At 72.8% G+C, this 18,541-nt stretch carries 16 protein-coding genes; 8 read left to right on the top strand and 8 right to left on the bottom strand.

Going from position 1 to position 18,541, the window contains the following annotated elements; genetic code table 11:
- Positions 1–572: 572 nt before the first annotated feature.
- Positions 573–1,364, top strand: a complete 792-nt coding sequence (locus AB0G35_RS34330; RefSeq protein ID WP_360957817.1) for a TetR family transcriptional regulator — start codon at positions 573–575, stop codon at positions 1,362–1,364.
- A gap of 23 nt (positions 1,365–1,387) precedes the next feature.
- Positions 1,388–2,329, top strand: coding sequence for a hypothetical protein (locus AB0G35_RS34325; RefSeq protein ID WP_360957814.1), 942 nt, complete (start codon positions 1,388–1,390; stop codon positions 2,327–2,329).
- 73 nt (positions 2,330–2,402) lie between these two features.
- On the opposite strand, the gene AB0G35_RS34320 is transcribed toward AB0G35_RS34325, so the two are convergent.
- The 3 genes from AB0G35_RS34320 to AB0G35_RS34310 all read right to left on the bottom strand — a co-directional run bounded on the left by AB0G35_RS34320 (position 2,403) and on the right by AB0G35_RS34310 (position 4,037).
- Positions 2,403–2,618, bottom strand: a complete 216-nt coding sequence (locus tag AB0G35_RS34320; RefSeq protein ID WP_360957811.1) for a hypothetical protein — start codon at positions 2,616–2,618, stop codon at positions 2,403–2,405.
- 170 nt (positions 2,619–2,788) lie between these two features.
- Complete coding sequence (locus AB0G35_RS34315; protein ID WP_360957837.1) at positions 2,789–3,328, bottom strand: hypothetical protein; 540 nt, start codon at positions 3,326–3,328, stop codon at positions 2,789–2,791.
- Between the two features lie 391 nt (positions 3,329–3,719).
- Positions 3,720–4,037 carry a peptidase gene (locus tag AB0G35_RS34310; RefSeq protein WP_360957808.1) on the bottom strand — a complete coding sequence of 106 codons (318 nt, stop codon included), beginning with the start codon at positions 4,035–4,037 and terminating at the stop codon, positions 3,720–3,722.
- A gap of 159 nt (positions 4,038–4,196) precedes the next feature.
- On the opposite strand from AB0G35_RS34310, the gene AB0G35_RS34305 reads away from it, so the two are divergent.
- Positions 4,197–6,752, top strand: a complete 2,556-nt coding sequence (locus AB0G35_RS34305; protein ID WP_360957805.1) for a serine/threonine-protein kinase — start codon at positions 4,197–4,199, stop codon at positions 6,750–6,752.
- Between the two features lie 166 nt (positions 6,753–6,918).
- Here AB0G35_RS34305 and AB0G35_RS34300 read toward each other — a convergent pair whose 3' ends face one another.
- Positions 6,919–7,137 (bottom strand): hypothetical protein, encoded by a 219-nt coding sequence (locus tag AB0G35_RS34300; RefSeq protein WP_360957802.1) that lies wholly within the window; start codon positions 7,135–7,137, stop codon positions 6,919–6,921.
- 178 nt (positions 7,138–7,315) lie between these two features.
- On the opposite strand from AB0G35_RS34300, the gene AB0G35_RS34295 reads away from it, so the two are divergent.
- Both AB0G35_RS34295 and AB0G35_RS34290 read left to right on the top strand, forming a co-directional pair.
- Entirely contained in the window at positions 7,316–8,158 is an 843-nt protein-coding gene (locus AB0G35_RS34295) for a helix-turn-helix transcriptional regulator (RefSeq protein ID WP_360957799.1), read from the top strand.
- Positions 8,140–8,352: a DUF397 domain-containing protein gene (locus tag AB0G35_RS34290; protein ID WP_360957796.1), complete on the top strand. Its 213-nt coding sequence runs from the start codon at positions 8,140–8,142 to the stop codon at positions 8,350–8,352. The genes AB0G35_RS34295 and AB0G35_RS34290 overlap by 19 nt, the downstream gene beginning before the upstream one ends.
- Positions 8,353–8,420: 68 nt before the next feature.
- Here AB0G35_RS34290 and ilvD read toward each other — a convergent pair whose 3' ends face one another.
- The 3 genes from ilvD to AB0G35_RS34275 all read right to left on the bottom strand — a co-directional run bounded on the left by ilvD (position 8,421) and on the right by AB0G35_RS34275 (position 12,444).
- A complete protein-coding gene (gene ilvD / locus AB0G35_RS34285) occupies positions 8,421–10,274 on the bottom strand; it encodes a dihydroxy-acid dehydratase (protein ID WP_360957793.1) in 1,854 nt (617 codons plus the stop codon).
- A gap of 189 nt (positions 10,275–10,463) precedes the next feature.
- Entirely contained in the window at positions 10,464–11,288 is an 825-nt protein-coding gene (locus AB0G35_RS34280) for a sugar phosphate isomerase/epimerase (protein ID WP_360957790.1), read from the bottom strand.
- A 232-nt stretch (positions 11,289–11,520) separates the two neighbouring features.
- On the bottom strand, positions 11,521–12,444 hold the full coding sequence (locus tag AB0G35_RS34275) for a Ppx/GppA phosphatase family protein (protein ID WP_360957787.1): 924 nt from the start codon (positions 12,442–12,444) through the stop codon (positions 11,521–11,523).
- Positions 12,445–12,584: 140 nt separating this feature from the next.
- Between AB0G35_RS34275 and AB0G35_RS34270 the strand changes: the two genes are divergently transcribed.
- Positions 12,585–13,421: a hypothetical protein gene (locus AB0G35_RS34270; protein ID WP_360957784.1), complete on the top strand. Its 837-nt coding sequence runs from the start codon at positions 12,585–12,587 to the stop codon at positions 13,419–13,421.
- Positions 13,422–13,453: 32 nt separating this feature from the next.
- On the opposite strand, the gene AB0G35_RS34265 is transcribed toward AB0G35_RS34270, so the two are convergent.
- Entirely contained in the window at positions 13,454–15,280 is a 1,827-nt protein-coding gene (locus AB0G35_RS34265) for a sigma-70 family RNA polymerase sigma factor (protein ID WP_360957781.1), read from the bottom strand.
- Positions 15,281–15,612: 332 nt separating this feature from the next.
- Here AB0G35_RS34265 and radA point away from each other — a divergent pair, with 332 nt between their 5' ends.
- On the top strand, positions 15,613–17,025 hold the full coding sequence (gene radA, locus AB0G35_RS34260; RefSeq protein ID WP_360957778.1) for a DNA repair protein RadA: 1,413 nt from the start codon (positions 15,613–15,615) through the stop codon (positions 17,023–17,025).
- Positions 17,026–17,150: 125 nt separating this feature from the next.
- Positions 17,151–18,275, top strand: a complete 1,125-nt coding sequence (disA, locus tag AB0G35_RS34255; protein ID WP_360957775.1) for a DNA integrity scanning diadenylate cyclase DisA — start codon at positions 17,151–17,153, stop codon at positions 18,273–18,275.
- The last annotated feature ends 266 nt before the right edge of the window (positions 18,276–18,541 follow it).

Raw genomic sequence — 18,541 nt, 5'->3', positions numbered from 1 at the left:
AACGGCGGGGCAAATCCGTTCAAGGGTGGCGGCTGTTGAGGAAAGCCGTTTTGGGGCGGGTGAAACGGCACGTTGGGCTGACCGGCGGGCTGATACGACATACTCCCCCTTTTTTCCTGCAAGGACTAGCGCCAGACCCTACCTCAGAGCCCCACTTCCTCCCCCTGCGGCCATAGTCATCCCCAAAGGCCTCCGCAAGGTTCCCGCAGGACGGCATGCGACGTTCCGGATGAAGCGAAAAATTGACACCCTCATGAGCCGCCCCGGTGGGCAACAGGACAACCAATGGCTCGGATTTAGGGAGCCGAAAAGGCCGAAAAGCAACGAGCAAACCAGCACACAACAACCTGCAAAGCGGGCTATAAGCGATAAAACATCTGGAAAGGAGGCACCCATATCGGTCGAGGCAAGCAGCAGGAGTCCTCTCGCCACGGCCCCCCGCTCCCCTCACACCCCCCGCCCCCGCCCCGCTCTGCAAGAACCCAGCCTCCCCGAACCGCGAACCGCACTCACCCCTCCACAAAAAACTAGACCCGGTTCATTTTCATCCCCGGTATGGATATAGTCCTGCCATGGCTGGTTTGCGGGAGCGGAAGAAGGAACGGACGCGGCAGCGGATCGCGGCGGTGGCCTGGCAGTTGTTCGCGGAGCGCGGCTTCGAGGCGGTGACGGTCAACGAGATCGCGGAGGCCGCGGAGGTCGCCAAGGCGACGTTGTTCGCGTACTTCCCGACGAAGGAGTCACTGGCGCTGCAGGGGGTCGGGGACGATGACCTGGCGGGGATCATCACCGGGCGCCCGGCCGGGCAGTCGCCACTGGAAGCCCTACGGGCGCATTTCCGCGCGTTCGCCGCGGGCCCGATGACCGGGTTTGATCCGGAGGTACTGGTCTCCCGGGTCCGGGTGATCTTCGACAGCCCCGCACTCAGCGCCGCCGCCAACGCCCTGCTCTACCAACAACAACAGCGGCTCGCCGAGGCCCTCAAGGCAGACGCGGAAGCGGAAGCCGCGACCGTCGGGGAGGAGGGCGGGGAACGGCTCGCCGGCGGGCTGGGAGAGATGACCGCCGTCCTGATGGCGGCCCAGATCAGCGCGTCACTGGTCACCCTCCAGGAGACGTTCTTCCGCCGGCTGGCCGACGGAACCTCTCTGGACGACGCCCGCCAACAGCTCGCCGAGGACGTGGAGTTGGCGTTCTCCCTGCTGGCGGACGGCCTTGAGGCACACACGGCGAGCACGGCACACAGCGCACGGCTGACGGCACACAGCGCACGGCTGACGGCGCACCGCGAACAGCGAACAGCGAACAGCGAACAGCGAACAGCGAACAGCGCACCGCAACAACGCACGCCCAGTAGCTACTGACCCGAGGGGAAACTGAACAGACCATGCGCGCACGGGGCATCAACTACGACACCGGATTCCTTCCCGGGGAGGACTTTTCGCGCAAGACCTTCACCGAGGAGGCGGTCCGCCAGGACATGGCGGTCATCGCCAGGGAACTGCACTGCGACGCGGTGCGCATATCGGGCGGCGACCCGGAGCGGCTGACCGTGGCCGCCCGCTGCGCGGCGGAGGCCGGCCTGGAGGTGTGGTTCGCGCCGTTCCCGGTGGACCTGGAGCCGGCGGAACTGCGGACGTTCTTCGCGGACTGCGCGGACCGAGCCGAGGCCGTACGGGCCGGCGGGGCCGAGGTGGTGTTCGTCGCCGGCTGCGAGATCAGCGCGTTCTGCTCCGGTTTCATCCCCGGCGCGAAGTACGGCGACCGGCTGGACGCCATGGTGTCCGGGGACCGGGACTGGTGGATGTCGCTCGGACCGGTGCAGGAGCGGCTCAACGAGTTCCTCGCCGAGGTCGCGGAACTGGTGCGGGGCCGCTTCGGCGGGCGGATCACCTACGCCTCGGGCCCCTGGGAGAAGGTCGACTGGCGGCCATTCGACCTGGTGGGCGTGGACGCGTACCGGGCGGCGTACAACGCGGCGAAGTTCCGCGAGGAGGTGCGCGAGCACTTCGCGCACGGCAAGCCGGTCGCGGTGACCGAGTTCGGCACCTGCGCCTACCGGGGCGCGGGCGAGCGGGGCGGAGTGGCCTGGCAGCCGCCGGCGGGCGCGGTGCCGGACGAGGGCGAGCAGGTGCGCTACTTCGGCGAGCTGCTGGACGTCTTCGAGGAGGAAGGCGTGGACACCGCGCTGTGGTTCACCTTCGCCTCGTTCAACACCCTTAAGGGCGCGGACCTTTCGTCGTACGGCGTGGTGACTATGCTCGACGGGACGCGCTGGGAGCCGCGGGAGGTATTCGCGGCGATGGCGGCCCGGTACGGGAGGGGGTAGGGGCCTGAGCAGGGCCCCTGAGCGGGCAGCAGGCCCCCTGAACGGGGCAGTAGGGCCGCTGGTTGGGGCGCCCCTAGTACTGCAACCGCATGTGGTGTGACTGTGTGGGCTGGGGCTCGTTGGTGTGACTGTGTGAGGTGGAGAACCACTGCCAGGAGCCCTGCGCGAGCGCGGCCGTGAGCACGGCGGCGAGCGCGATGCCGATGGCCCCCGGCTGGCCGGGAGTGTCCTGGCCCGCGGCGACGGAGCCCGATCGCCGGGCCTCTTGAAGGCCGGGGTGGTCGCCCATGGTCTCTCCTGCGTGGTCCGGAGGCCATCAGCATCCGGGCCGCCCGCGCCCCGGCACGGCGCCATGCCGGGCCGGCTCGCTAGCCCCGCCCGGTTGGCGGGCTCACGAGCCCGCAACAGGCCCGGACAGCTACCGGCCCGGCGGCCCCGGACGTCCGCACACCCGCCCCGTCAGTGACGGTTCCTGGGCCTCTTCGGGCTCTTGGGCTTCCGGGCCGCCGGGTTGCCCGTACGGGTGCTGCGGCGGCGTTCGTGGCGCTCGCGGGCCGCGGCGTACTCGGCGCGGTGCAGCCGCTCCCCCGGGGCCTCGACGAGGCTGCGGCAGAAGTACGCGAGCAGCGACCCGATGAAGCCGATGAGCATCAGGCTCTGCCCCGACGTGTCGGCCGCGCCCGCCGCCGGCGACGAGCCGGGCCGGCGTACGAAGCCGTCCCAGGTGCGGCGGAAGGCCAGTGCACTGCAGATGGCGAACCCGGCGACCACCAGGATGCCGACGAACGGGCCGACCGCCGCGATCTCCAGCCCCTGGAACGCGAAGCGCAGCACGACCGCCCCGGCCGCGGCGAGCGCCAGCGAGCCCACCGCGACGCCGGCCCGGCGCAGCGCGTAGCCGCCGTCGTGGTGGACCCAGGTGGTGCCGAAGAAGCGGATCGGCTCCGGCTGCGGACCGTCGCTCTCCGGAGCTCCCGGGACGCGGCCGCCGTTCCCCAGGCCGCGGCCGCCGCTCTCCGGAACTCCCAGGCCGCGGCCGCCGCTCTCCGGACCGCGGCCGTCGTTCTCCAGCTCACGGCCGCCGCTCTCCGGCCCGCCGGCATCCGGACGGCCGGGCGGCGTCTGCTCGTCGCTCATGGCACCGATTATCCCCGGGTGGCACCGACCGCCCCCGGGCCCTCACCCGGGCCGCGAGTCCGCTCGCCCCGACAACACTGAGCCCCTACGACGCCCCTACGACACTCAGCCCGCACGGCACTCAGCCCCACAACGGTCAGCCCACGGCACGCAGGCCCCACGGCCCTCAGCCCCACAACGGTCAGCCCCACAGCACTCAGCCCCACGGCACTCACCCAGGCAGCTGCGACACTCAGCCAGGCAGCTACGGCACTCAGCCCATGCAGCGCGGTGCGACCATCCCGTCGCTGCCGGTGTGGACGTACGTGTCGGAGATGTACTGGCCGGGGCCGATGCTGTCCCAGACGTCCGAGGTGCCGTACGGGCCGCTGACCCGCTCCCCCTGCCGCTGGCAGCGGATCTCGATCCGCGCGCCCTCCGCCAGCCGCCGGACGACCGGATAGTCGGTGCCCGGACCCTTGCGGACCTTGACGCGGTAGCCGGGCGCCACCGGGTAGCTGAGGCCTCCGGCCTCGGCGAGCACCTGCGCCTCCCCGCCCTCGGCCGGTTCCACGGATTCCTGCGTCGTCATGATCTTTCCCCCGTTGACGATGTCTCCGGCCGGCGGCGCCGGCCCGGTTGTGCCACGCGCACGCTAGCAAGCCTCTCCGCTTTCGCACGTGTCATCGACTAGGCTCCGCGCGTCGCACCTGCGACCGATTGGCACGGGGAATGACACGGGGGTGGAACCATGCCAGCGCTGCGCGATTCCGGCATCGGATCGGAAGCGGAGCGTCCGGAATACGCCGGGAAATACCGGCTGGAAGCGCGGCTCGGGGCCGGCGGTATGGGCGTGGTCCATCTGGCCCGCTCCTCCTCCGGACTGCTGCTCGCGGTCAAGATCATCCATGCCGAATTCGCCCAAGACCCGGAGTTCCGGGGGCGGTTCCGGCAGGAAGTGGCGGCCGCCCGCCGGGTCAGCGGGGCCTTCACCGCCCCCGTCGTGGACGCCGACCCGAACGCCGGGCGGCCCTGGATGGCCACCCTCCACATCCCCGGCCCGACACTCTCCGAGCATGTGAAGCGGAACGGCCCGCTGACCCCCGGCGAGGTGCGCCGACTGGCCGCCGGACTCGCCGAGGCGCTGCGCGACATCCACCGCGCCGGGGTCGTGCACCGCGACCTCAAGCCGGGGAACGTGCTGCTCGCCGCGGACGGGCCGAAAGTCATCGACTTCGGCATTTCCCGCCCGTCCGACAGCGATATGCGCACCGAGACCGGCAAGTTGATCGGTACACCGCCGTTCATGGCGCCCGAGCAGTTCCAGCGGCCGCGCGAGGTCGGCCCGGCGGCGGACGTCTTCGCGCTGGGCTCGGTTCTGGTGCACGCCGCCACCGGGCGCGGCCCGTTCGACTCGGAGAGCCCGTACATCGTCGCGTACCAGGTGGTGCACGACGACGCCGATCTGGCGGGCGTACCGGGGGAGTTGGTGCCGCTGATCGAGAGCTGCCTGGCGAAGGACCCGGCGGACCGGCCGACGCCGGACGCCCTGATGGAGCTGCTGCGGACGGACGCGCCGGAGGACGACCCGGTGCCGGGCACGGTCGCGGGGTTGACGGTGGAGCTGCCGCGGGGCGAGACCGGGACGGGGAGCGCGCCGCCCTCCCCCGCACAGCCGCCCTCCCCCGCACAGCCGTCCCAGGCCACACAGCCACCCTCCGCCGCACAGCCGTCCCAGGCCACACAGCCACCCTCCGCCGCACAGCCGTCGTCGTCGCAGGTCCCGGGCCCGCGCATCCCCGAGCAGCGCGGCGCGGCGGTACGGGCCGCGGTCACCCCCTCGCGGGCGGAGACCACGCACGCCCGGTCCCCCGCCCCCGTACCCCTGGCCGTACCGGAACCGCCCGCACCGTCGGGCGCAGCCGCACCGTCGGGAGCAGCCGCACCGTCGGGAGCAGCCGCACCACCGGGCGCAGCCGCACCACCGGGCGCAGCCGCACCACCGGGCGCACCCGCGCCGCCCGGGCCGCCGGCGGGCGCCCGCCGGCAGCAGGGACCGGAACCCCGCGGCCCCCGGCGCCGCGCCCCGCTGACCGCCGTGGCCCTCGCCGTGACCGTCGCCGTCGCCGCCGTCTTCACCGGCATACGGCTGCTGTCCCCCGTCTCCGGCCCGGACTCCGCCCTCCAGACCCACCCACCGCGCACCGCCGACGGCGACGCCCGCCCCTGGCGGACCACGCTCACCCCGCGCCCCTCGGGGCACGACGCCGAGATGGCCTACTGCACCGGCGGCTCCGGCGCCGTCTTCTGCGGCCAGTCCGGGCTGCCGGCCGCCCGGCTCGACCCGGACACCGGCCGCGTGGCCTGGCGGCACACCGGCGCCCCGGCCGGCAAACGGGCCACGACCCCGACCGCGCCCGTGCTCTCCGGCGGCCTGCTGTACGTCTTCTCCGCCGACGGCAAACGGCTCTCGGCCCTCGACCCGTCGCCCGCCGGCCGGGGCGCCACCCGCTGGAGCAAGGACGTCTCCGGGTACGAGGGCGGCGCCACCGTCATCGGCGGCCGCGTGCTGCTGACCGCCTCGGACGGCACGGTCACCGCGCTGGACAGCGCCACCCACGAGCAGCGCTGGCGCAAGCGCTTCGCCGGCCACGAACTGCCGCTGTTCACGGCGTTCGCCGGCGCCCCGCACACCGCGTACGCCGCCGAGCCGACCCCCGACGGCACCCACTCCCAGGTCACCGCCATCGACCCGGCCACCGGCACGGTCCACTGGTCCCGCCGGCTGCCGGGCCTCCTCACCCCGGCCGGAACGGCCCGAACCGGTGGGTCCGGGGCCGTGTTCCTCACCGTCACCGACCCCAAGCTGTCGTACCGCACCACCGGCGTCCTCCGGTACGACCCCGCCACCGGCCGCACCCGCACGCTCCCCGTGACCGGCTCACCGGACCAGGTGTCGGCGGTCGTGCACGGCGAGACGGTGTATCTCCTGGGCGAGGGCGGTGCGTTGCAGGCCACCGGGGCACACCACTGGTACACCGAGACGTCGGTGAGCCGGGGGTCGGTGCCGGTGGTGAGCGGCGGCCGGCTGTTCTTCAGCGCGGCCGACGGGCGGCTGATCGCCGTCGACACCGCCAACGGCGGGGTCATCGGCCAGACCCGGCCACGGCTGTCCGGCACCCGCAGCAACGGCTTCCTGGAGACGGTCCCCGCACCCTGGGCCGACGCCCGCCGTGGCCGGATCTACGCGGCGGCCCCCGACGGCACGGTGTTCTCCGCCCCGCTGAAGGACCCGTCCAACTGGTAGGGCCGCACCGGCCGCAGGGCGGTGTCGATGAACATCGGCCCGCTCATGGCGTCGTACGCGTACGGACTCCGTGGCCGCGGCAACGGCACGCGGCGCGGGGGCCGCGGGGCGAGGCGGGGGACGACGCGCGGGGCTACGCGCGGGGCGACGTGCGGGGCGGGGCCGCTCACCGACCCGCCGCCTTCTTCAGCGCGGCGATCAGCTTGAACGTCGTCTCCAGATTGCACCGGCCCAACTCGATGAGCGGGCGCGGGTGTGAGTAGCTGCAGGACACCGGGTCGACGCTCAGCGACGGCAGCACGATGCCGGTCCGCGCCAACGCCCTCATCAACTCGTCCCGCGCCTCTTCCGCCGCCGCGTTTGCGCTGAACCGTTCCGCCGTCATGGACCAACCAACCCTTCTGTCGTTTCCTGCGTTTCCCTGTCGGGACCCCCGAGGCCGACTACTCTGCGTATTCCAGCCCTCACCAGAATGCATGCCGAGAAGGACTCGAATACCCCTTGTGGGGCGTACTTCGCCCCACTGGGACGTAAGTTCCACACCTTCCACGGAGGAGGTCGCCATGCCGCCGAGACGAGCGGTCACCGGCCGCAGCCAGGAGCCGCGCCAACGCTTCGTGGAGGAACTGCGATTACTCCGCTCCCGCAAGGGCGACAGCCTCCGCCAGCTCGGCGAGACGCTGGGCTGGGACTGGTCCCTCTTCGGCAAAATGGAATCCGGCCACACCCTCGGCAGCCCCGAGGTCGTCCAGGCCCTGGACCAGCACTACGGGACACCTGGACTGCTGTTGACGCTGTGGGAGTTGGCGGCGGGGGATCCTACGCAGTTCCGCGAGCGGTACCGGCGGTACATGACGCTGGAGGCGGAAGCGGTGAGCTTGTGGCACTTCGGCGTGAGCACCGTGCATGGGCTGCTGCAGACGCCGGAGTACGCGCGTGCGGTGCTGGCGGTGGGCGGCAGCAAAGGCGACGAGCTGACACGCCAGGTCGAGGCGCGCATAGGCCGCCGACAGCTGCTGACCGGTGACGACGCACCGCCCTTCCGCACGATCCTGTCCGAGGCCGTACTGCGCACGTCGCTACCCAATAGCCAGGATTGGCAGCGGCAGTTGCAGGCTCTTGCTGAGGCGGCTGAGCGCCCGAACGTCACACTTCATGTGCTGCCACATGATTCCGGCCCGCATGGCCTGGTCAGTACGGATGTGATCTTCCTGCGGCTGCCCGACGGCCGGACCGTGGCCTACACCGAGAACGCCCATCGTGGTGAACTCATCGAGGAAACCGGGCCGGTTGAGCGATTGCAACGCGCGTACGATGCGGTGCGCGACCTGGCGTTGAGCCCGGCTGCATCGCGGAAGTTCGTCATGCGGATGTTGGAGGAAGTGCCGTGCGAGCCATCGACCTGAGCACCGTCACCTGGCGCAAGTCCAGCTACAGCAACCCGGACGGCGGCGCCTGCATCGAGGTCGCCGACAACGTCCCCGCCCTCGTCCCCGTCCGCGACAGCAAGGACCCCCACGGCCCCGCGCTCGTCTTCCCCACAGCCGCCTGGACCGCCTTCGTGGACGCCGTCAAGGGCAGGGAGCTACCCACTACCTGACGCGACGGCGGCTGCCGAAGCAGCAAGGAGCCCCCACCGAGGTGGGGGCTCCTTTCCGTTCAGGGGCCTCAGCCCAGCAGGTTCACGTCCCGCACCGCGCCCTTGTCCGCGCTGGTGGCCATCGCGGCGTAGGCGCGCAACGCCGCGGAGACCTTGCGTTCGCGGTTCTTGGGGGCGTAGACGCCGCCGAGGGACTCGCGGCGCGCCGCCAGCTCCTCTTCACCGACCAGCAGCTCGATCGTGCGGTTCGGGATGTCGATGCGGATGCGGTCGCCGTCCTCGACGAGGGCGATCGTGCCGCCGCCGGCCGCCTCGGGGGAGGCGTGGCCGATGGACAGGCCGGACGTGCCGCCGGAGAAGCGGCCGTCGGTGATCAGTGCGCAGGTCTTCCCCAGGCCCCGGCCCTTCAGGTACGAGGTCGGGTAGAGCATCTCCTGCATGCCGGGGCCGCCCTTGGGGCCCTCGTAGCGGATGACGACCACGTCGCCGTCCGTGATCTGCTTGTTGAGGATCTTCTCGACGGCTTCCTCCTGCGACTCGCAGACGACCGCCGGGCCCTCGAAGGTCCAGATCGACTCGTCGACGCCGGCCGTCTTCACGACGCAGCCGTCGACGGCCAGGTTGCCCTTGAGGACCGCGAGGCCGCCGTCCTTGGAGTAGGCGTGCTCGACCGAGCGGATGCAGCCGCCCTCGGCGTCCTCGTCCAGCGCCTCCCAGCGCTCGGACTGGGAGAACGCCTCGGCGGAGCGCTTGCAGCCGGGGGCCGCGTGCCACAGTTCGACCGCCTCCGCGGACGGCGAACCGCCGCGCACGTCCCAGGTCTTGAGCCAGTCGGCGAGCGACGGGCTGTGGACGGAGTTCACGTCCTCGTTGAGCAGGCCGGCGCGGTGCAGTTCGCCGAGGAGGGCCGGGATGCCGCCGGCGCGGTGCACGTCCTCCATGTAGTACGTGCGGTCCTTGGCGACGTTGGGGGCCACCTTCGCCAGGCACGGGACGCGGCGGGAGACGGCGTCGATCGCTTCGAGGCCGAACGGGACGCCGGCCTCCTGGGCCGCGGCGAGCAGGTGCAGGATCGTGTTGGTCGAGCCGCCCATGGCGATGTCCAGGGCCATGGCGTTCTCGAACGCGTCGAAGGTGGCGATGTTGCGCGGCAGGACCGACTCGTCGCCGCCGTCGTAGTAGCGCTTGGTGAGCTCGACGACCGTGCGGCCGGCCCGCTCGTACAGCGCCTTGCGGGCGGTGTGCGTGGCCAGCACCGAGCCGTTGCCCGGCAGGGAGAGGCCGATGGCCTCGGTGAGGCAGTTCATCGAGTTGGCGGTGAACATGCCGGAACAGGAGCCGCAGGTCGGGCAGGCGTTCTCCTCGATGCGGAGGATGTCCGCGTCGGAGATCTTGTCGTTCACCGCGTCCGAGATCGCGTCGACCAGGTCGAGGGTGCGGACCGTGCCGTCGACGAGGGTGGCGCGGCCGGACTCCATCGGGCCGCCGGAGACGAAGACGGTGGGGATGTTGAGCCGCAGCGCGGCGTTCAGCATGCCCGGGGTGATCTTGTCGCAGTTGGAGATGCAGATCAGCGCGTCGGCGCAGTGGGCCTCGACCATGTACTCCACGCTGTCCGCGATCAGGTCGCGGGACGGCAGGGAGTACAGCATGCCGCCGTGTCCCATGGCGATGCCGTCGTCGACGGCGATGGTGTTGAACTCGCGCGGGATGCCGCCGGCCTCCTTGACCGCCTCGCTGACGATCCGGCCGACCGGCTGGAGGTGGGTGTGGCCCGGCACGAACTCGGTGAAGGAGTTCGCCACGGCGATGATCGGCTTGCGGCCGATGTCCGCGCCCGCTACGCCCGAGGCGCGCATAAGGGCGCGGGCGCCCGCCATGTTGCGGCCGTGGGTAACGGTGCGGGACCTCAGCTCGGGCACGATGGTCACTCCCTCGGGATACGTACGTTCAGCCGTACAGCAGCAGCGGCATACCGCAGCTGATCCCGAGGTTACGCTCTTGATCCAAGATCCGGACACCGACTCCGGTATGTGAGACGGGTGCCCGGAGTACGGACGGGACCCCGGCCGGGCCGGCGGCGGCCCCCTTGCCCGGCCACCTCGCCGAGCTCAGGACCCGGGCACCCACGTCGGCGAGGCCAGGTGGAGCCGGGTGAAGGCCAGCGCCTCGGCCAGGTCGGCTTCGCGTTCGGCGGCGGACATCGCCCGGCGGGTGTTGACCTCGACGACCACGTGGCCGGAGAAGTTGTTCGCGGCCAGCCGCTCCAGCACCTCGGCGCAGGGCTGGCTGCCGCGGCCCGGCACCAGGTGCTCGTCCTTGGCGGAGCCGTTGCCGTCGGCGAGGTGCACGTGCGCCAGCCGGTCGCCCATCCGGTCCACCATCTCCAGCGCGTCGTTACGGGCCGTCGCGGTGTGCGACAGGTCGACGGTGAAGTGCCGGTAGTCGTCGTTGGTGGGGTCCCAGTCCGGCGCGTACGCCAGCATCTCGCGGTCGCGGTAGCGCCACGGGTACATGTTCTCGACGGCGAACCGCACGTCGGTCTCGTTCGCCATCCGCCACACCCCGCGGACGAAGTCCCGGGCGTAGCTGCGCTGCCAGCGGAACGGCGGGTGGACGACGACCGTGGAGGCGCCGAGCTTCTCGGCGGCGTTGCGGGCGCGCTGCAGCTTGACCCACGGGTCGGTGGACCAGACCCGCTGGGTGATCAGCAGACAGGGCGCGTGCACGGCCAGGACCGGCACGCCGTGGTAGTCGGAGAGCCGGCGCAGCGCCTCGATGTCCTGGCTGACCGGGTCGGTCCACACCATGACCTCGACGCCGTCGTAGCCCAGGCGCGCGGCGATCTCGAAGGCCGTCGCCGTCGACTCCGGATACACCGAGGCCGTGGACAGCGCGACCTTCGCATCCGGGATGCGCACCACAGGCTCTGTCACGAAGGACAGCGTACGGGCCGGAGCCGTGCGCGGGGCGGGAGGGCCGGGCCCCCCCACGTCACCCGTTGTGGCTTGTGGGACGGGGGGTGTGCAGGTGACGGGGCTGATCGGCGGCGTGACGAGTGTCACGTGCGTGTCTTCGCCTGCGCCCGCGGCCCGGGCCCGTCCGGCAACCGCCGCAGCCGCCCTACGCACCGTCCGCCCCGATGCCCCACGACCGGCGAGCCGCCCCCTACGGCAGATGGTCCAGCCGCCGCAGGATGACGCCCTCGCGCAGCGCCCACGGGCAGATCTCCAGCGTCTCCACCCCGAACAGGTCCATCGCCGCCTCCGCGACCAGCGCCCCGGCCAGCAGCTGCCGCGACCGCCCCTCGGACACCCCGGGCAGCTCGGCCCGCTCCCGCGCGGACATCCCGGCCAGCCGCGGCACCCACTCCTCCAGCTTCTTGCGGGTCAGCTCGCGCTGGACGTAAAGGCCCTCGGCGGAACGTGCGGCACCGGCGATCCGGGCCAGCTGCCGGAACGTCTTGGACGTGCCGACGATCTGGTCGGGGGTGCCGTAGCGGCTGAACTCGCTCACCACGCGGGCGATCTCGGCCCGGATGCGGCGGCGCAGCGTACGGACGTCCTCGGCGTCGGGCGGGTCGCCGGGCAGCGCGGTCGCGGTGAGCCGGCCGGCGCCCAGCGGCAGCGACACCGCCACGTCCGGGTCCTCGTCGAGGCCGTAGGCGATCTCCAGCGAACCGCCGCCGATGTCGAGGACCAGCAGCCGGCCGGCGGACCAGCCCAGCCACCGGCGGGCAGCGAGGAAGGTGAGCCGCGCCTCGTCCTCCCCGGAGAGCACCTGCAGCTCCACCTCGGTCTCCTCGGCGACCCGGCGCAGCACCTCCTCCCCGTTGGAGGCCTCCCGCACCGCGGACGTCGCGAACGGCAGCACGCTCTCCACGCCCTTGTCCTCGGCCACCTGCAGCGCTTCGAGGACGGTGGCCACCAGCCGCTCCACCCCGGCGTCGCTTATCGCGCCGTCGTCGAGGAGCTCGGCCAGCCGCAGATCCGTCTTGTGCGAGTAGGCGGGCAGCGGCCGCGCGCCGGGGTGTGCGTCCACCACCAGCAGATGCACCGTATTCGAACCCACATCGAGGACACCGAGTCTCATACGGGGAAACCTAACGCGACGCCCGGCCGGGCTCGTCGGCGCGGTCCGTACCGTGGGCGGGGAGGGCGCGGCCGGCGGCCCCGGCGCGGTGCGTGCCCCGTCCCGTCCGGGTGCCGTGCGGCGCGCCTTACGCTGGAGTCGTGGCAAAGACGAAAAAGGCGAAGCACGAAAAAGCGTCGAAGAAGGCAGAAAAGCGGCGCGCCCAGGCGGCCGAGGGGAACCGTTCCCCGGCCGACGAGGTCGGACTCGACTTCGCCCGCGCCTGGGTCACCTTCCCCGACCCGGCCGACGACGAACAGATCTTCCGCTGCGACCTGACCTGGCTGACGTCCCGCTGGACCTGCATCTTCGGCAGCGGCTGCCAGGGCATCCAGGCCGGCCGGGCGGACGACGGCTGCTGCACGCTCGGCGCGCACTTCTCCGACGACGACGACGAGAAGCGGGTCGCCGAGCACGTGGCGCGGCTCACGCCCGACCTGTGGCAGTTCCACGACGTGGGCACCGAGTCCGGCTGGGTCGAGGTCGACGAGGACGGCGAACGGCAGACCCGCCGCTGGCAGGGCTCCTGCATCTTCCAGAACCGCCCCGGCTTCCAGGGCGGCGCCGGCTGCTCGCTGCACATCCTCGCGCTGCGCGAGGGCCGCGAACCGCTGGAGACCAAGCCCGACGTCTGCTGGCAGCTGCCGATCCGGCGCACCTTCGACTGGATCGACCGGCCCGACGACACCCAGGTGCTGCAGGTCACCATCGGCGAGTACGACCGGCGCGGCTGGGGCCCCGGCGGCCACGACCTGCACTGGTGGTGCACCTCCGCGACCTCGGCGCACGGCGCGGGCGAACCGGTCTACGTCTCCTACAAGCCCGAACTGACCGAGCTGATGGGCAAGAAGGGCTACGCCAAGCTCGCCGAACTGTGCGAACAGCGGCTGGCCTCGGAGCTGCCGATGGCCCCGCACCCCGCCGACCCGAAGCCGTAGGTTCTCGGCCGCTCCTCCGCCCGGCCCGCCGCTCAGCGGGCCGGGCGGGTGGTGTTCGACGGCCTGTCCGACGGCTTGAACGGGGTCGGCCCGGTGCTCGCCGTGGGCCCGCTCGGCGACGGGCTCGGCGTCGGGTCCGACGGGCCGGGCGTCGGGCTCGTGGGCGTCGGGGTCGGCGTCGGGTGCGGGGGTGCCGGACTCGTCGGGGTCGGCGTGTGGTGCGGGGGACGCGACGGCGACGGGCCGGCCGGCGACGGGCCCTGCGGTCCGGTGCCGCCGTACCCCTCCAACGTGACCGCGGTGCCGCCCGGCCGGATGGCGATCCGGCTCCGCCAGCGCCCCGCCGGCTCCCGGTCGTGGTCCACGTAGACCGTGACCGTCGTGGACTGCCCGGGCCGCAGAGAGCCCGCCGTCCGGCTCAGCTGCAGCCACGCCGCGTCCGGCGTCGCCGTCCAGTGCACCGGCTCGCCGCCGGACGCGCTGATCGTGATCGCCGTCGCGCCGCCACTGGGCTGCGCGGCGACCGTCAGCCGCCCCGGGCCCGTCGCCGTACGGCCCGCCTCGCCCGGCCGCAGCGGGGTGCCGTCCGCGCCGATCACCGCCACCGACACGTCCGGCGTCCGGCCGTCACCGCCGGCGGCCGGCGACGGCGTGGTCCGGGCGTTCCCGGCGTTCTCGAACGGGCGGCCGTCCAGCCCCGCCCCGGCATCCGTGTCGCTCGCCGCCACCGAGGGCGTACCGTCCGCCACGGTCTCCTCCGTGGCGGGCGCCCCCCGGTAGGCCGCCCACAGGGCCAGCACCGGCGCCGCGATCACCGTGGCGACCACCGTCGTGGTCAGCGCCCGGGCCCGCAGCCTGCGCCGCCGCGCCGCCCGGTCCGGCGGCGGGCCCACCGGGAAACCGATGCGGTCGTAGCGAGGAGAACCGTTTGCCCCACCCGTCCGGCCCCGGCGCCCGGCCGCCGCGGAGCCGTCGGCCCGCCCCGTACGGGACCGCCGGGCCGCCGCCAGCGCCCCCAGCACCGCCTCCTGCGGCGCGCTGACCATCGGCAGCGAACCCCGGGCCGCCGGCGCGGTGCCCGGCCACGGCCCCGGCGCGGTGGCCCGCTCCGCCGTCCGCCGGCAGACCGCGCAGGCGTCGACGTGCCGCACCAGCTCCCGGCTCAGCGCCGCCCCCAGCAGCACCTTGCTGTCCGCCGCCAGCTGCGCCACCTCCTTGCACCGGCCGGACTCGACGACGGCCAGCGCCGCCCGGGTCCGCTCGACCTCGCAGGAGGCGGTGGCGAGCAGCGCACGGGTGGCGATCGGATCGGCGCCGAGCACCGCGGCGACCTCGTCGGCGGACAGCCGGTGGCGCACCGACAGCTCCAGCGCCTCCCGCTGCTCGGGCGAGGTACCCGCGGCCTCCGGCCAGGCCAGCACCGCCAGCTCGCGCTGCCGCCGCTCACTGTCGCCGGGCCCGGCGGTGCCGCTGCCGGGCCCGGTCCCGGGGCCGGTCCCGGGGCCGCTCCGCTCGGCGAGCCGGCGGAGACACGCCCAGCGCGCCAGCGCGTACAGCCAGGCACGGTGCAGCGCCGGGTCGGCCGGCCGGCGGTGGTGGTGCCGCTCGGCGAGCGCCAGCATCTCGCCGAGCACCGCGGTCGCCTCGTCGTGCTCGCACAGCACCGACAGGCAGTAGGTGAACAGGCCGTCCAGATACGGCTGATAGCCGTCACCGGGCTCGCCCGCGGCGTCCGGGGCCGGCGGCTGGAGGGGCCGGGGGGACGGCTGGGCGGACTGCGGACGGCTCCGGCGCCGGTCGTCGCCGCGCGACCGGTGTGCGCCGGTGGAATGCGTGGGGTGCTCGGGCCTGCTGCTCATCACCCCGGCGACGGTAGGGGGATGATGCAGCCGGACTTGGCCGCCAGGACCACTTTTAACCCTTACGGGTGACCATCTCCCTCAAAAGGGGACACGAACCGGCCGCTGCGCCCGGAGCGCACGCGGCGCGCACCACCCGGTCGGCCCAACGGACGGCGGGGCGCGGGGCAGCGCAACCACGGCGCGGGGCATCCGGCCCGGCGGACCCATGCCCCACCCGTCGCCACTACGGCGCGGGGCCCGCCCGCCGCCACTACGGCGCAGGGCCCGCCCTCGCCCGCGGCCCGGCGGCGGCTACGGCACTGTCGGACCCCGCCGCTACGGTGAACCCCATGGCAACTCGTAAAGCGCCGGGCAAGGAGCGCCCCTCGTACCGCTGCACCGAATGCGGCTGGACCACCGCCAAGTGGCTCGGCCGCTGCCCGGAATGCCAGGCGTGGGGCACGGTCGAGGAATTCGGCGGCACCCCCGCCGTCCGCACCACCGCGCCCGGCCGGGTCACCACCGCCGCCCTGCCCATCGGCCAGGTCGACGGCAAGCAGGCCACCGCCCGCTCCACCGGCGTCGACGAACTCGACCGCGTCCTCGGCGGCGGCCTGGTCCCCGGCGCGGTGGTGCTCCTCGCCGGCGAGCCCGGCGTCGGCAAGTCCACCCTCCTCCTGGACGCCGCCGCCAAGTCCGCCTCCGCCGAGCACCCCACCCTCTACGTCACCGGCGAGGAATCCGCGAGCCAGGTCCGGCTCCGCGCCGACCGCATCGGCGCCCTCGACGACCACCTCTACCTCGCCGCCGAGACCGACCTCTCCGCCGTCCTCGGCCACCTCGACACCGTCAAGCCGTCCCTGCTGGTCCTGGACTCCGTCCAGACCGTCGCCTCCCCCGAGATCGACGGCGCCCCCGGCGGCATGGCCCAGGTCCGCGAGGTCGCCGGCGCCCTCATCCGCGCCTCCAAGGAACGCGGCATGTCCACCCTCCTCGTCGGCCACGTCACCAAGGACGGCGCCATCGCCGGCCCCCGCCTCCTGGAACACCTCGTCGACGTCGTCCTCCACTTCGAAGGCGACCGGCACGCCCGCCTCCGCCTCGTCCGCGGCGTCAAGAACCGCTACGGCACCACCGACGAGGTCGGCTGCTTCGAACTCCACGACGAAGGCATCACCGGCCTCGCCGACCCCTCCGGCCTCTTCCTCACCCGCCGCGCCGAACCGGTCCCCGGCACCTGCCTGACGGTCACCCTGGAGGGCCGCCGCCCCCTGGTCGCCGAGGTCCAGGCGCTCACCGTCGACTCCCAGATCCCCTCGCCCCGGCGCACCACCTCCGGCCTGGAGACCTCCCGCGTCTCGATGATGCTCGCCGTCCTGGAGCAACGCGGCCGGATCAGCGCCCTCGGCAAACGCGACATCTACAGCGCCACCGTCGGCGGCGTGAAGCTCACCGAGCCCGCCGCCGACCTCGCCGTCGCCCTCGCCCTGGCCAGTGCCGCCAGCGACACCCCCCTGCCCAAGAACCTCGTCGCCATCGGCGAGGTCGGCCTCGCCGGCGAGGTCAGACGGGTCACCGGCGTCCAGCGCAGGCTCTCCGAAGCCGCCCGGCTCGGCTTCACCCACGCCCTCGTCCCCGCCGACCCCGGCAAGATCCCCGACGGAATGCGGGTCCTGGAGGTCGCCGACGTCGGACAGGCCCTGGCCGTCCTGCCCAAGCGCGTACGCCGGGAGGCCCCACAGGAAGAGGGTGTGCGCCGGTAGACTTTGCCCTGGTCTCGCCCGTCACCGCAGAATTGCCTGTCGGCCACGTACGCTCCGCTGGTACGTCAACCACAGCAAGGGCCGGGCGGCCCGCGGACCGACAGACCGTGCGACGGAGGAGTGCAGTGGCAGCCAACGACCGGGCATCGGCTCCCGGCAGGTCCGGCGGGGGATCCGGCACCGAGAGTCTGATGCGCGCCTCGCTGAGCGCCGTGGCCCCCGGCACGGCCCTGCGCGACGGCCTGGAGCGCATCCTCCGCGGCAACACGGGCGGCCTGATCGTCCTCGGCTTCGACAAGACCGTCGAGTCCATGTGCACCGGCGGCTTCGTCCTCGACGTCGAATTCACCGCCACCCGCCTCCGCGAGCTGTGCAAGCTCGACGGCGCACTGGTCCTCGACAAGGACATCACCAAGATCCTCCGGGCCGGCGTCCAGCTCGTCCCCGACGCCTCCATCCCCACCGAGGAGACCGGCACCCGCCACCGCACCGCCCAGCGCGTCTCCATCCAGGCCGGCTTCCCCGTCGTCTCCGTCAGCCAGTCCATGCGGCTGATCGCGCTCTACGTCGACGGCGAGCGCCGCGTCCTGGAGGAGTCCGCGGCCATCCTCTCCCGCGCCAACCAGGCCCTCGCCACCCTGGAGCGCTACAAGCTCCGCCTCGACGAGGTCGCCGGCACCCTCTCCGCCCTGGAGATCGAGGACCTGGTGACCGTACGGGACGTGACCGCCGTCGCCCAGCGGCTGGAAATGGTCCGCCGCATCGCCACCGAAATCGCCGAATACGTCGTCGAACTCGGCACCGACGGCCGGCTCCTCGCCCTCCAGCTCGAAGAGCTCATCGCCGGCGTCGAACCGGAACGCGAACTGGTCGTCCGCGACTACGTCCCCGAGCCCACCGCCAAGCGCGCCCGCACGGTCTCCGAGGCGCTCGCCGAACTGGACTCCCTCACCCACGCCGAGCTCCTCGAACTCCCCAACGTGGCCCGCGCCCTGGGCTACAGCGGCGCCCCCGAGACCCTCGACTCCGCCGTCTCCCCCCGCGGCTTCCGCCTCCTGGCGAAGGTCCCCCGCCTCCCCGGCACCGTCATCGACCGCCTCGTCGACCACTTCGGCGGCCTCCAGAAACTCCTCGCCGCCAGCGTCGACGACCTCCAGACCGTCGACGGCGTCGGCGAGGCCCGCGCCCGCTCGGTCCGCGAGGGCCTCTCCCGCCTGGCAGAGTCCTCGATTCTGGAGCGGTACGTGTAGCGGGGTGGTGTGTGTAGGGGGTGGCGGGTGTAGCGGGGTGGTGGGTGTAGCGGGTGGTGTGTTTAGGGGTAGGTGGGCGAGGAGTTCGGGAATAACCCGCCCTCCCCGTGCCGTTGTGGACCCGCAGGGGGCGCGCACATCCCCTACGGGATCTGTTCGACTCCCCCTTAATACTGCAACCGCATGTGGGGTTTGTGGCCTCGGCGTTGGTAGTGGCAGTGGCGGGCTCGGGCTTGGCTGTGTCTGCGGAAGTGTGACCAGTGCAG

It is taken from the genome of Streptomyces sp. NPDC021749 (genome assembly GCF_040640655.1).
Taxonomy (GTDB): domain Bacteria; phylum Actinomycetota; class Actinomycetes; order Streptomycetales; family Streptomycetaceae; genus Streptomyces.
This window is presented reverse-complemented; position numbering and strand designations above follow the sequence as displayed.